At 44.7% G+C, this 13,659-nt stretch carries 12 protein-coding genes; 6 read left to right on the top strand and 6 right to left on the bottom strand.

Annotation, left to right across the window (positions count from 1 at the left end):
- Positions 1-112: 112 nt before the first annotated feature.
- Positions 113-892, top strand: a complete 780-nt coding sequence (lpxA, locus tag DLM76_RS07430; protein ID WP_118954202.1) for an acyl-ACP--UDP-N-acetylglucosamine O-acyltransferase — start codon at positions 113-115, stop codon at positions 890-892.
- Positions 889-1,860, top strand: a complete 972-nt coding sequence (gene galE / locus DLM76_RS07435; protein WP_118964806.1) for a UDP-glucose 4-epimerase GalE — start codon at positions 889-891, stop codon at positions 1,858-1,860. Before lpxA ends, galE begins: the two co-directional genes overlap by 4 nt.
- A gap of 38 nt (positions 1,861-1,898) precedes the next feature.
- Here galE and DLM76_RS07440 read toward each other — a convergent pair whose 3' ends face one another.
- The gene (locus DLM76_RS07440) at positions 1,899-2,642 is read right to left on the bottom strand and encodes a M15 family metallopeptidase (protein WP_118964807.1); all 744 of its coding nucleotides are present in this window, start codon (positions 2,640-2,642) and stop codon (positions 1,899-1,901) included.
- A 248-nt stretch (positions 2,643-2,890) separates the two neighbouring features.
- Between DLM76_RS07440 and DLM76_RS07445 the strand changes: the two genes are divergently transcribed.
- Positions 2,891-3,238, top strand: a complete 348-nt coding sequence (locus DLM76_RS07445) for a TIGR04452 family lipoprotein (protein ID WP_118964808.1) — start codon at positions 2,891-2,893, stop codon at positions 3,236-3,238.
- Between the two features lie 41 nt (positions 3,239-3,279).
- On the opposite strand, the gene recG is transcribed toward DLM76_RS07445, so the two are convergent.
- The 5 genes from recG to DLM76_RS07470 all read right to left on the bottom strand — a co-directional run bounded on the left by recG (position 3,280) and on the right by DLM76_RS07470 (position 8,353).
- Positions 3,280-5,457, bottom strand: a complete 2,178-nt coding sequence (gene recG / locus DLM76_RS07450; RefSeq protein WP_118954198.1) for an ATP-dependent DNA helicase RecG — start codon at positions 5,455-5,457, stop codon at positions 3,280-3,282.
- On the bottom strand, positions 5,438-5,869 hold the full coding sequence (locus DLM76_RS07455; RefSeq protein WP_118964809.1) for a hypothetical protein: 432 nt from the start codon (positions 5,867-5,869) through the stop codon (positions 5,438-5,440). The genes recG and DLM76_RS07455 overlap by 20 nt, the downstream gene beginning before the upstream one ends.
- Positions 5,866-6,543, bottom strand: coding sequence for a hypothetical protein (locus tag DLM76_RS07460; RefSeq protein ID WP_118954196.1), 678 nt, complete (start codon positions 6,541-6,543; stop codon positions 5,866-5,868). The genes DLM76_RS07455 and DLM76_RS07460 overlap by 4 nt, the downstream gene beginning before the upstream one ends.
- 3 nt (positions 6,544-6,546) lie before the next feature.
- Positions 6,547-7,548 carry a metallophosphoesterase family protein gene (locus DLM76_RS07465; RefSeq protein WP_118954195.1) on the bottom strand — a complete coding sequence of 334 codons (1,002 nt, stop codon included), beginning with the start codon at positions 7,546-7,548 and terminating at the stop codon, positions 6,547-6,549.
- 115 nt (positions 7,549-7,663) lie between these two features.
- Positions 7,664-8,353, bottom strand: a complete 690-nt coding sequence (locus DLM76_RS07470; protein ID WP_118954194.1) for a hypothetical protein — start codon at positions 8,351-8,353, stop codon at positions 7,664-7,666.
- Between the two features lie 127 nt (positions 8,354-8,480).
- Here DLM76_RS07470 and DLM76_RS07475 point away from each other — a divergent pair, with 127 nt between their 5' ends.
- The 3 genes from DLM76_RS07475 (at position 8,481) to DLM76_RS07485 (ending at position 13,651) form a co-directional block, all read left to right on the top strand.
- Entirely contained in the window at positions 8,481-9,488 is a 1,008-nt protein-coding gene (locus tag DLM76_RS07475; protein WP_118964810.1) for an NAD(P)H-dependent glycerol-3-phosphate dehydrogenase, read from the top strand.
- Positions 9,489-9,494: 6 nt separating this feature from the next.
- The gene (locus DLM76_RS07480) at positions 9,495-12,080 is read left to right on the top strand and encodes a tetratricopeptide repeat protein (protein WP_118964811.1); all 2,586 of its coding nucleotides are present in this window, start codon (positions 9,495-9,497) and stop codon (positions 12,078-12,080) included.
- Positions 12,081-12,316: 236 nt separating this feature from the next.
- Complete coding sequence (locus DLM76_RS07485; RefSeq protein WP_118954191.1) at positions 12,317-13,651, top strand: hemolysin family protein; 1,335 nt, start codon at positions 12,317-12,319, stop codon at positions 13,649-13,651.
- Positions 13,652-13,659 lie beyond the last annotated feature (8 nt).

Genomic DNA, 13,659 nt, shown 5'->3' on the forward strand with positions numbered 1-13,659 from the left:
GGTAAAGAAATGCAATTTTTCAACGAAGTTTACACTTGTTCAAGAAATCTTTAAAAGCTTGAACAAAAAAGCCGAGTCGATTTTTGTATTTTAGAACCGAAGTGAGGTCTAAATGAAAATACATCCGACTGCGATTATCGACCCTAGAGCCGAATTGCACGAATCCGTCGAGGTCGGTCCTTATTCCATTATCGAAGGACACGTTTCCATTCAAGAAGGAACGATCATCGAAAACCACGTGAAAATTTGTGCGGGTTCCGAGATCGGAAAATTCAATCGTTTTCACCAAGGCGCCGTTATCGGCGTAATGCCTCAGGATCTGGGATTCAATCAGCAATTATTGACTAAGACGATCATCGGCGACAATAATATTTTTCGCGAATACTCCAACATTCATAAGGGAACCAAAGAGGATTCTCCCACCGTAATCGGTAATAAAAATTATTTTATGGGGAACACGCACGTCGGTCACGATTGTATACTCGGAAACAATAACATCCTAACGCACGGTTGTGTGCTTGCTGGTCACGTGACTTTGGGAAGCTTTGCGTTTATCTCCGGTTTGGCAGCGGTTCATCAGTTCTGCTTTGTGGGTGATTACGCGATGGTGGCAGGTCTTGCGAAGGTCGTTCAGGACGTTCCTCCGTATTCCACCGTCGACGGAAACCCGAGTACGGTCGTCGGTTTGAACAGCGTAGGCATGAAACGGGCGGGGTTTTCTCCCGATGTTCGGAACGCGATCAAACACGCGTATAAAATCATCTATCATTCCGGTTTTACCACAAGAAAGGCTTTGGACGAACTCGAGGCTTCCGGAAATCTGATCGATCAAGTTAAGTATATTATAAAATTCTTTAGGGATAGCGATCGGGGAGTAACGGATCACAGGTGAGAATTCTTGTCACGGGTGGCGCCGGTTATATCGGCAGCCATGTAGTAGCCCAGCTTCTTGAAAAGAAATACGATCTGTTGATCGTGGATAATCTCGAAAAGGGAAACAAGGCCAATCTGTTTCCCGGAGTCGAATTGATTCAGGGGAATATCCAGGACGATTCCATCTTGGAAAAGGCGTTCGCAAAACCGATCGACGCAGTGTTTCACTTCGCTGCTTGGAAAGCGGCGGGCGAATCGATGACCGATCCTTCCAAATACGCGTTGAACAACATCAACGGGACGATCAAACTTCTTACGTTTATGGAGAAAGCCGGAACGAAGAAGTTTATTTTCTCTTCTTCCGCGGCGGTTTACGGTTCTCCGAAATATCTTCCGGTCGACGAAAAACATCCTCTTCATCCAGAAAACTATTACGGTTATACGAAACTCGCGATCGAAGAAAACCTAAAGTGGTTCGAAACTCTCAAGGGTTTCCGTTTTGCCGCATTACGTTATTTTAATGCAGCCGGCTATGATCCTAAGGGAAGATTGCGCGGTTTGGAAAGAACTCCGGCCAATCTTTTACCGATCATTATGGAAGCGGCGGTGGGTATGAGAAAGGATTTCGAAGTTTTCGGAACCGATTACGAAACTCCGGACGGAAGCTGTGTGCGCGATTACATTCACGTAAGCGATTTAGCAAAAGCTCACGTATTGAGTCTCGAATATCTCGATTCCGAAAAAAAATCGCTGACCGTAAATTTGGGTTCCGAAACGGGATATTCGGTTTTGGAGGTCATTCGTCTTGCAGAGGAAGTGGTCGGAAAACCGATTCCTCATAAGATTTCGGGAAGAAGGGCGGGCGATCCGGCCAAATTATTGGCTTCTTCCGCTATGGCTCGCGAACTGCTTCAGTGGAAGCCGGAATTCAGCGAAGCGAAAACCCTTCTTAAAACGATGTGGGACGTTTATCAAAATCCCGCGTAAACCGAAGAGAATCGGTTCGAGTTCGAATTTCCTTTCGATCAGCGGATCGATCCGCATTCCGGATTTACGGAAGTCACGTATTCCAACGGAAGATTCTCCAAAAATTCTCCGCCTAAGAATTTTCCTTTGAACTGAATCTTTCCCTCTTTGAATAAACGAACCCAGTCGTTTTGAAGTTGGTTTGCAACGGGCGCATACGACCAGTGCCATTTTTCTTCGTTGTATCCTTTGTTTCCGCGGGAAGTTTTCGGAGAATAAGGCTGACAGAATCCGAAACGTTTCGCGTTCTTCGTCATCCAAAGATAGAATTTTTCTCCGCGTCCGCCCTTTTCAAAATAAGAATTTTCTAATGCGTTTAGGTCGATGTCCGTTCCCCAGTGATGTCTGGAAGTTCCGGGAGCGCTGGAAAATTCCAAGATTAGCGAAATGATTTCCTGAGGAGTTTTCCCTTTAACGGGTTCGCGCATTTTTCGTTTACCGGAATACTTTTCTTCCCAGATTCCTTTTTGATCCTTAAACGAACGGAATGCGGAAACGATAAAGGGCTTCTGTTTTTCTTCCGGATTTTCCCTTTGATACGCTTGAAAGAGTTCCAGAAGTTTTTCCAAAACGTCTTTTCGTAGATAATGAACTCTGGATTCTCCCGGATTGGAATAAGCGGTTAAAACCGCTTCTTGTTTAAAATCACCGAGTACATACGAGTCGTTCGAAACGTTTCCCGTCTGAGCAAACAATGCGTTTTGCAAAAAGAAAACCGTAAGGATAGAGAATAGAATTTTCATATCTGGTTGTCAGGATGCAGAATTCAAAGTCTCTTGCAATGGGTTTTTGCTGCGGATTCCGGGCAAATTCCGATCCGAAAATTAGATCCGATTCTTCGGAGCGGGTTTATAATAAGGATTGAAATATTCAGGATTTCGGTAGAGTAGGTGAATTCACTTTTCGGAATGCGCGTCTTTGAATGAAAAGAAACTATGCGCGTACGCCGGGATGTGGATTTTAGTAAAAAAATTTGAGGGAGATCTTTCCAATGAAAAAGTGGTTCATCACTTCCCTGATTCCTTTTCTGTTGCTTACAAACTGTTACCTTTTTGATACGATCGGACTTTCCATTCCGGATACCGTTTCCGGAACCGAAGCTAAAAATCAAATCTTGACCAGCGCTTTGATCGGTGCGATCGCTTCTCCGGACAACACCGCGATTATCGCCGTGATTTCTCCGCAGCTTGCGAAAGTCGACGAAGATCGTTATTATAAAAAAGCGGATGTGGATGATTGCGCGAATTCCGCGCTGATCATCAACCTCGCTACGATCGATATCGGCGGTTTTACTTGTAACTTGGAACCGAGAGAATACGTTCTTTGGTGGGTTTATTAAACCGAAATCAAATGCGGCGAACGCCTGTTGTTCGCCGCGGATTAATTCGAAAACAACAATCTTCCTTCGCTGAATCTTCCCCGAATCTCTTCCTTTTCCAAATCTCCCGGGTTTCCGAACAACGCGGCGTCTTCTCTCGTTAGCTCGATCAACTTAGAATCCTCTCGTAAATCCGCGATCCTGAAATCGGGAAGACCGCTTTGACGAACTCCCATCAATTCTCCCGGTCCTCTGAGTTGAAGATCGATTTCGGATAACGCGAATCCGTCAGAAAGATTCACCATCGCGTCGAGTCTGACTTTTGCGTCTTCCGTGACTTTCGAATCGGTCATCAGAATACAAAAACTTTCCTGATCTCCTCGACCGACTCGTCCGCGCAACTGATGAAGCTGGGAAATCCCGAAACGATCCGCGTGTTCGATCACCATCACGGTCGCATTGGGAACGTCGATTCCGACTTCGATCACGGTCGTTGATACGAGAATCTGAATTCTATTTTTGGAAAATTCCTTCATTACACGGTCTTTCTCTTCGGTTTCCATTTTTCCGTGAACAAGACCGACTTCGAAATCGGGGAAGATCTCGTGTTTTAATTGTTCGTACGCTTCGATGCAGGATTTGAGATCCACTTTTTCGGATTCTTCCACGAGAGGGTAGACGATGTAACATTGTCTTCCGGAGGAAACGTATTTGCGGATGGATTTGTAAACGCCTTCTCTTCGATCCTCTTGAAACCATTTCGTCTGGATCGGCATTCTTCCTTTGGGTTTGGATTTGATCGTCAAAAGATCCAAATCACCGTAAAGAGTTAAACATAGTGTTCTGGGAATCGGAGTCGCGGTCATCGCGAGAATGTCCGGGTTTTTTCCTTTGGAGCGGAGGGTTTCTCTTTGATCCACTCCGAATTTGTGTTGTTCGTCTATGATTACGAGACCGAGTTCGGAAAAGATCACGTCGTCCTGAAAGACGCTGTGGGTTCCGATGACGAACAACGCGTCCCCCTTTTTAATGCGGTAGAGTTTTTCATATCGGTTCTTTTTCGGTTCCTTTCCCACGAGAAGCTCGATTCCCAAAAAAGGCATGTTTCCTAAAAAGGAAAGAATGGTTTGATAGTGTTGTCTCGCGAGAATTTCCGTAGGCGCGACCATGCAGACTTGGATCTGATTGTCCATATAACGCAGTGCGGTCAAAAGAGCGACTAACGTCTTTCCGGAACCCACATCGCCTTGCAGAAGAACCGCAATCGGCTGATCTTTTTTCGTGAGATCGTTGATCTTTTCCAAAGCTGAATTCTGATCGTCCGTGAGCTGAAAGGGAAGATTTTTCCGAACGGTTTCCGCGGTTTCCGATTTCGGCAAAGGCCATAGAACGCGTTTGATCTTTTCCCGTTCTTTCTTTTTGTGTTCGATCAAAAGATTGAAGTAAAACAGTTCCTCGTATTTGAGTCTGTATTTCGCGTTATCCAGAGAACCTTCGTCGGTCGGAAAGTGAATCTCGCGATACGATTCTTCTCGTTGAATCAGGTCTCTTCGTTGAACGATTTCGCCGGGAAGAATCTCCGGAATTTTTCCCTTTAACTTTTCCAAGGCCGAGTAAAGGATTTTTCGGAATCCTCTGGAATCGAGCCCTTCCGATTTCAACGCTTCTCCCGAAGGATATAAGGGAATGATTCGTCCGGCGTGAATCATTTCGGGAAGTTCGGCCAATTCTTCTTCCGGTTCCTGCGTTTCCTTTTTTTTGGAACCGGTAGAACCGACCGCGTATGTCGGTTTGATCGCGCTCGTAAGAATTTCGTAATCTGGATGAATGAGTTGAAATCCGCGGAAGTATTCGAGCTTGCCCGTTGCGACTAACGTGGTTCCCGGTTGAAAGATTTTCTGAAAGAAATTCACTCCGCGAAAGAATACGATCGAAATTCTTTCGTTGTTTCTCGTTTTGGCGCCTACTACGAGTCTCGACTTTTTTCCGTGCGCGAGATACGCGTCCACGACTTCTACGATGAGGGTTACGGTTTCCCCGGTTTTTAAAAGGACATTGTCCGTAAGATTGCGGTCCAAATATCTTCTCGGAAAAAAGTTGAGAAGATCCTGAAGCGTATGAATGCCGATGGATGCGAGAGCCGCAGCTTTCGCCGGGCCCACTCCTTTGATGACCGTAACGGGCGAAAGAAGTCCGCTGTTTCCGTTCGTATTTTCCGTTTTAGAGACCGAGTTCTTCATCCTTGACTTCAGTGGGCGTCCATTCCGGATCGGTAGTCTGCGCAACGTTAGACGGAGAATTCCGATTCTCCGTTAAGGATTCTTCGCCTAAACCGAGATAACAATATCTACATCCGTAAATTCTCGCGTGGCGTTTGATACCGGGAGAAGGAGGCTCAGCAATCACGGCATATAAATATTCCGTTTTTTGCAAGTATTTTCCGCAGACCGGGCAGATCCTCGGCTTCGGAAGATTCGGGTCCCAATTTTTCCCGTAGACTTTTTTCGGGTCTCCGTATTCTTTCGAAACTCCGTTTGCAGCGTCCCTTTTTTTTTCGGCGCGATCGATCCGTTTCGTATCGACGGAGTAAAGAAGATGAAAGAAAACCGCGGCCACTCCCAAACAGAGCATCACGGTCAAAAAGCCGGTCATTGTTTTAGATAATCCTTGATTTTGGCCGCCATCGTCGACGGAAGTCCGATGCCTTTATCCTGGAGCCGATGGGAATATTTATGAAACGAATACGTATGCTGCGAGGTTTGAACGATCCCGTCGAAACATCCTTCGATCGATTCTTCCAAGGATTTGCTCAACGGGATGTTGGAAGCGATCTGTTGTTCGTATTTTCTCAAGAGCTTTCTGTTGACTCCTCTGCAGATCGATCGGTAAAAACAGAATCGAATCACCATTTCCGATTCGGCATGTCCGTTTAAAATATCCCGTTCGAGCTGATTCAGATTGATGCAGTCCACGATTTCGAGTTTATACGCGTCCGTACTGTGTTCGTAGGTGACGAGGTTCATAAACAAGTGTTTGAAGAGGGAGATCTTATAACAATCCTCCATACCGCACTCGCCCATCTTCGAATTTTCGCATTGAGTGTACATCACAATATCCGTGTCGGATTCAGCGGTCGCCTGACCGAAATTAAGCGAACCTAATATATCGAACGCGACGACGTCTCCTCCGAAGTTGATGAGCTTGGAGAATTTTTTAAAGTCTTCGATTCTTTCTCTGGAAATTTTCGTTTCGTGGGACCGGAAATATCTTTTTAACCCGGTGAACTTTTGGATGGTGGGATTGTTTTTGAAACCTGAGATCGTCATTTGTTAGATTCTCACAAAATCTTCTGCCGACACCTCCGAATCCTGACTTACGAACGTTACGCAAGGAACGTTCCCTCTGCAATCTACGTTCATTAAGAGGCGAATTTTGTGGTCCACCAGTCTATTCAATTTTACGGTTTCTACAAGCCCATTTTCTAAAAATATTTCCGAGAAGAATCCTCCGGGTTGAAATCCGAAGACGGAATCCACGGCTCCGAAGTTGGAAGGATTCAAGAATACGGTTTTCCCTTTTTTGATCACGCCTTGGTCTTCGTGCACGTGCCCCGAAACGACGAGCGCCGGATGATAATCGTCCAAGTATCTTCGAATTCCCTGAGAACCCACGTTTCCGTAGTTGGGAATCTTATCCAAAAAACCGTAAGGGGGATTATGAATCACGACGACGTCCGGCTGTTCTTCCTTGAAGAAGTCTTCGGGTTCGCTGTAACTCTTACCGTTGCGGTTGTATTCGTGAAATTTGACGGCGAGCTTTTCCGGAATTCCGGAAGTGAGAATCGGAGCGCCGCCGTAACCTGCGAACTTATAACCGTCCTGTTCGAACGTCTTGCGATGAATGTCGCGTTCATAAAGAGCGCTGTATTGAAGATCGATGTCGTAGTTTCCCGGAAGAACTCTTACAGGTGCGCGGGAATACTTTTGAATGAGGATTTCGATGAGTTCGTATTTTTCCTTCATCGTTTTTGCCGCTTGATGAAAGAGAGTTCTGTATTCTTTAGATTTTTCGACTATATCGGAACTGTATTTTTCGGGAAAACGAATCGCTCTTGTCGCATAATCGTAAGCGTTGATTTCCTCTTTTTGATCTTTGGAGATTCGATACATCTCCTCTTGAATTGTGCAGAATTCTATGATGCGGTCGGTACTGAAGAAGGCTTTGTAGATAATGTCGCCTGAAAAGAGATATAGATCGGCCGTCGTTTGCTGAAGGATCTCTTTCAATCCTCTCAGACCGTCGTGGATATCAGTCAGATAGATGATTTTCATTTCAATCGACCCGAAACGTTACCGTCTCTTTTGCGCTACAGTTTTTCCTTTCGAAAAATGGAAGCCGTACACTCAATTTAGAAATAGGTTATGGAATGTCCAACCTTTCTAAAGATTAGTCTCTCCATAGAAGGAGAAGGGTGTCGTGATTTTCGGAAATCGGTTCGATTCGAATGTATTCCGGGCCGAAAAAATCGAGAAGCGGTTTTAAGATCGTTCCGGACTTTACGAATAAGAACACGTTTCCTTTTTCAGGAATCACCTTTTGAATCGTGATTTTTCCGGCGAGGTCCGGAATTTCCGAAAGGAAATAATCCATGTTCACCGTGATCACGTTTCGAATTCCTGTTAGACGAAGAATTTCCGGAATTTCCTCAACGATGGTTTCTAAAATATAACGCCGATAGAATTGGAATATTTTCGAAAAAATTCGGATCGGATCGACCTTTCTCGGAGTGTGACTGAATAAACGGAAGGAACGAATCTGAAGGCGAACCTGATTTTGCACCACACGAACCGGAGTTAGGCTAACGTTGTAATCGACGAAATCCGTTTTCAACAAACGGGACCAGAACAAACCTTGAATCGAAAAATGTCCGGTTAAAATAAGGACGCCGTTGCCGGAATCGAACTCGAGGGATTCGAGAGGATCGTCGGACTCGGCAATTTTTTTCTTCAAAATTTTATTCAAAGAATGGAGTTTAAGAGTGATTTTATAATTGCTCTTCTGGCTTTCCTTTTCGGACGAGTGTCCGAGAAAAATATCAAGCGGATTGAAGCCTATGAGTTTCCTCAAATTGAGCATGGGAGATCAAAAATAGTTTGCGGGCAAAGAAGAGTAAACTAAATTATTGATTCCAAGTCGGGATCGATATTTCGGATTCGAATTACGAAAGAATTTTTTTCGACTCTATTCAGCTTGAGGAGCTTTCATGAAAATCGGAGTGATCGGATCGGGAAGTTTTGGAACCGCGTTAGGAAGCCTGTTGGCGGACAAGGGTTACGACGTTACGCTGTGGTGCAGAAACGATTCTCAGGTGGAAAGCATCAACCGCGATCACGTCAACAACAAACACCTTCCGAATTTCACTCTTCCCGAAAAGCTGACCGCGAGCAAGGATCTAAGAACGGTCGTGGAAGGAAAGGATATGATCGTATCTTCTCCGCCTTCTCACGCGTTGACGGATATCTTACGCGAGATCAAAACGTACTTACCCGAAAAAGTTCCCATCGTATCGGCGAGTAAAGGAATCGAAAACGGAACCCTTCGTCTCGTATCGGAGATTTTCGAATCGGAACTTCCGGGAAAATATCACGCGTATCTTTCGTATTTATCCGGACCTTCTTTCGCGAAAGAAATCATACAAAAAGTTCCCACCATCGTAAGCATCGCGTCGAAAAACGAAGCGACCGCACGGAAAGTTCAGGAGATATTCAGTTTCTTATATTTCAGAACGTATTGGACTCCGGATGTGGTCGGGGTCGAAGTGGGCGGCTCCTTGAAGAACGTAATCGCATTGGCCGCGGGAGTGAGCGACGGACTCGGCTTCGGACAAAACACGAGAGCGGCTTTGATCACGAGAGGACTCAACGAAATCACGAAGATCGGTTTGAAGTTGGGTGCGGACCCGATGACATTTCTCGGCCCTTCCGGAATGGGGGATTTGATTTTGACTTGTTGCGGAGAACAATCACGCAATCGCACCGTCGGGTTTCGATTGGGAAAGGGAGAAACACTCGAACAAATTCTTTCCAGCATGAACGAAGTTGCCGAAGGAGTAAAGACGACGCAGAGCGCGTACGAACTTTCGCAGAAGTTGGGGATCGAGATGGCGATTACGAACGAGGTTTATAAAATGCTTTACGAAGGTAAGAATCCGAAAGAAGTTGTGAAAGACCTAATGAAACGCGATCTAAAGAGAGAAGGCGTTTCCGTCTGATCCACCTTGAAGCTTCTTTCCTCTAAATTCTTCCTTTGTCTGTTGTTCGGTCTTGTTTGTTCTTATTCCGTTGCGGCTCAGACAAAACAGGAGTTCGGATGGGCCAAAAGTGGCGACGGTTTTTCGTTCAATTTAAACGGAAGAACCGTTTTTCAATCGAACTCGGAAGTCACTTCCTTTCCCGATAGTTTAGGTCTATTAGAAAAATCTGATTTTCTATTCTTCGCCGGAGAATACTACGTTCTGAACAAGGACGTTCGGCGGTACGAGTCTCTGCTCAAACTTACAAATGGCGCGGAACCCGAACTTGTTTTGGGAGGAATTCTTTTAAGAATATTAAAAGAATTGAATTTTAATTCCAAAGAATCTTCCCGAGCGTCGCTTACACAATTCGTTAAAAATGAAAAAAATCCTTATCTCAGGGAACTTGCGGAAGGTTTTGATCTTGCGGTCTTCGAAAAGAAATCCCCCGAAAATCTGAAGTGTTCCCGAAAGAACGTTTATTATTCTCTTTGTAAAACCCTGCGTTTGAAAAAATATCTTTCCGATTTTTCACCCGAGGCTAAATCGCACGAACGGGAATATCTGAATTTAAACCGAACTCTCGCTCCGTTTTTGGAAGATCCCGAACTCAAATACATTCCGTTTTTGAGTAATTTCATTTTCAACATCGCGGATCAGCTTGCGGAACTCGGTCTTTCCAAAGAAGCCGTTCACTTTCAAAAGATTCTCATCATCTCCGAAAATTTGAGTGGAAGAATCATCGGATATTCGTACGAAAAGTTAGCGTATTTCTATTTGATAGGCGGGGATCTCGTCTCCGCCGAAAAGGTTTTGGATTATATTCTCAAATACCATCCGGACTTGCGGACTCCGTATAAGAATCATCTTTATCTAAAGTTGGGAACGATCGCGTATCTCAATCAGGAATATAAGAAATCCTTGGATTATTATTTGAATCTGGATTTTCTGGAATGGTCTTCCACGATTTTAAATCCGTTTTTAGGAGAACCGATTTCGATCAACAGCGCGCGGGATTTGATTTCGATGGCGATCTGGAGATCGAAAAGTTCGTTCAAGGCAGTGGACGCGCTCAAGTCCGTTTCCACTCCGAAGAATTTAACGGAAGACGATCTGTTTACGCGACTTCGCATTATACAAATTCTTATGAACGACGAACCGGAAGTCGCCGGAAAGATGGCGACCGAGATTACGTTTCTTGCGCAGAGCAAGGGTTGGAAACGGGTCGAATACGCATCCACTCTTCTCAACGGATTCATTCATTACAAAAAGAACGATCTGAGAAAGGCGATCATTGAATTCACGAAGGCGTACGGAATCTTAAAAACGGCCGATCCGGTTTATACGGAAGAATGGATTCGATTGACGGGATTGTTCTATTCTCATAAGGAATCGAGAAACTTGAAGACGGTGAAAGGTGCGCTCGATCAAGCGGTCGCGATCACGATTCATCGAAGACCGGACGATATGCTTCTTCAATTGAAGAATTATCTTCCCGCAGTGTACGGCGTCCGCGAGTTTACGGACGCGGCGATCAATTACTACATTCTTCACGGACACAATACGGAGTTATTGGGATTCTTGTCGCGTCTTGAACAAAAGGACGTCATGGGAAACACCGCTTATCCGAATACTCTCGTTTCGATGATCGATACGAGCCGAAGAATTTCCTCCTTTCGCGGATTTTATCCCGGTCCGAAAGAACATCTGACTTCGAGCCGATCGGAGATTCGCAAAACGGAGGTTACGCGACTCCTGGAAGAGTTGGATCCGTTTCGAAATCAAGAAATCAAAAAATCTCATATTCCCGTTCTCAGCGTTTTTGTTCGCGATAAAAGAACGTATATCTTTTGGAAGGCCGGAGATTCTCAGGAATTGGAGTTGAAGGAAATTCCTTCCGAGTCCGCGTCGTCTTTTACCGTCCAAGTCGTATTAAAATCTTTGATCGAATCCTTGTATAAACGGGACAGCGTTCAGATCTATCTGAACGTTTCGGGAATGGAATCCTTCGATTATCTCAAAAAAGAATTTCCGGATATCGATTTCCGGTTGTTCGCGAAATTCAGCAGAAAAGAAGACACGGTGAAAGCCGATCGGGTTTACGTAAGCGATTGCAAGAATACGGAGAATTTAACGAAGCCGAATTTTGAAAAAGTGGGTTCCGCTTATTTCGAAGGAAACAAACTTCTCACCGGAAATCATTCGATGATGGTTTGGAATTTGAAAGTGGAGGATAATTCTCCCGGAAGTTTGAACGAATACGCATGGAGTTGCGGAGAGGATCAGATTCGTTTTTCCAGATTACATAGACGTTACGATTTTAGAAACACTCCGAGCCGTTTGATTTTTACGAGAGATTCTTTGAGCGGCAACGGTTGGAAGGGAAGATCCGAAGACTTTTTGGATTGGGTTTCTTTTTGGATCAATTCCGGAGTTCATAGAATGTATTATACTAAGTCCTTGGATTTGAATTCAGAATCGGACATAAATTTATTAGAAAGACTTTCTCAGGAAACGAGCGAACCGGAATCTTCGTTTCGCGGAATTCGAATTCGAAAACATATCGAATGAATGGAATCGGTTCCTTTTTTTTCATAACAGCGTTCTATAAAATTCAAAGATTTTTGCTTTTTAACGATCGACATTTTACGCCAATTCAAAGACTCTATCCAGTAAAGTCACATGGACCCCGAAGGTAGTCAGTTCTACATTCCAACGAACCTCAATTTCCGTCTCCTAAACCCAGAATCCGGGCTCAATTTCAAATCACGCAATCTTAGATCCAATTTAATCTCTACTTTTCCACGATGGAACTAATCGGTTTTTTTATTATCATCCTACTTATATTCGCGAACGGATTTTTCGTTTCCGCGGAATTCGCCTTGGTTTCGATTCGACCTTCCCGCTTGGAAGAATTGATTAAGGAGAATCGACCTCTCGCGTTCATTACCAAACGCGCCGCGCAAAAGTTAAACGACATGTTGTCCGTTTGCCAGGTCGGAATTACGATCGCCAGTCTTCTGTTAGGTTGGGTCGGCGAGGGTTATGTTTCGCGTTGGCTGACTTTTCTTCTGGAGATGCTCGGGTATTCCGTGAACGACGCGACGGTTCACGGTTTGGCGATCACGGTTTCGTTTACGATCATTACGTTTCTTCATATTCTTTTGGGAGAACTTCTCCCAAAAACGATCGCGATTCAAAACACCGAAACGATCGCTCTTTTTATCAGTATTCCTTTATTCTTTTTTTATTATCTGTTTTACCCGATCACGTTCTTTTTAAACGAACTGACTTCCTTTCTTTTAAAGCTGATGGGAATTCAAGCGAACAAAAGTAGAATGATGCATTCTCCCGAAGAGTTGATGATCATCATCGAGGAACAGAACAAACAGGGTAAGATCGATCAGGAAGAATTTCAGATCATCCAAAATACGTTTCAGTTTTCCGAACATCAGGCGAAGGATGTGATGACGCACCGTCTGAGCATCATCGGAATTCCGCACGATACAACGATGGACGCTTTGATTTCGATCATCGCGGAACATCATTTTTCTAGATATCCGATCTACGAAGGGAACACGGATAAGATCATCGGAATCATTCACGTTCAAACCTATCTGACTTGGTTGTCCAATTCCAAAAAGGGAAGAAAGGAAAAAGTGACCGCCATCATGCAGCCTCCGATCTTCGTTCCGGAAGGACTTTCGATCGAAAAAGTGATGCAGAAGCTGCGGGAAAACAAACAGCACATGGCGATCGTCATCGACGAATACGGCGGTGTTTCCGGTTTGTTGACCCTTGAAGATATTATCGAAGAAATTTTCGGACAGATCCGGGACGAAACCGACGATCACGAAACCGATCCGTTTCCCGCGCAACATTCCGATAGTTTTACGATCGACGGGGAAGCGGAACTCGACGAACTCAAAGAGATTCTCGTGGGAGTTCAAGACGAAGAGATCAAGGATATTCGGACGATTGCGGGTTTTATTCTCGGGCGTTTGGAAGATATGCCGGAAGAAGGTTCTACGATCACTCTTCAAACCGGAACTCTTACGGTCGAAAAGATGGAAGGAAATAAAATTCTTTCCGTTCGCTTTACTCGGGGCAGTTTGAGCAATAAGGCTCAGTCTAAGAAATAATACCGGAA

The sequence above is a fragment of the Leptospira yasudae genome, assembly GCF_003545925.1.
GTDB lineage: Bacteria > Spirochaetota > Leptospiria > Leptospirales > Leptospiraceae > Leptospira > Leptospira yasudae.

Coding starts and splice junctions, on each gene's coding strand:
- DLM76_RS07470 (WP_118954194.1), bottom strand. CDS start 8,353: ATGCTCAATTTGAGGAAACTCATAGGCTTCAATCCGCTTGATATTTTT.
- DLM76_RS07485 (WP_118954191.1), top strand. CDS start 12,317: ATGGAACTAATCGGTTTTTTTATTATCATCCTACTTATATTCGCGAAC.
- lpxA (WP_118954202.1), top strand. CDS start 113: ATGAAAATACATCCGACTGCGATTATCGACCCTAGAGCCGAATTGCAC.
- DLM76_RS07475 (WP_118964810.1), top strand. CDS start 8,481: ATGAAAATCGGAGTGATCGGATCGGGAAGTTTTGGAACCGCGTTAGGA.
- DLM76_RS07440 (WP_118964807.1), bottom strand. CDS start 2,642: ATGAAAATTCTATTCTCTATCCTTACGGTTTTCTTTTTGCAAAACGCA.
- DLM76_RS07465 (WP_118954195.1), bottom strand. CDS start 7,548: ATGAAAATCATCTATCTGACTGATATCCACGACGGTCTGAGAGGATTG.
- DLM76_RS07445 (WP_118964808.1), top strand. CDS start 2,891: ATGAAAAAGTGGTTCATCACTTCCCTGATTCCTTTTCTGTTGCTTACA.
- recG (WP_118954198.1), bottom strand. CDS start 5,457: ATGAAGAACTCGGTCTCTAAAACGGAAAATACGAACGGAAACAGCGGA.
- DLM76_RS07455 (WP_118964809.1), bottom strand. CDS start 5,869: ATGACCGGCTTTTTGACCGTGATGCTCTGTTTGGGAGTGGCCGCGGTT.
- DLM76_RS07460 (WP_118954196.1), bottom strand. CDS start 6,543: ATGACGATCTCAGGTTTCAAAAACAATCCCACCATCCAAAAGTTCACC.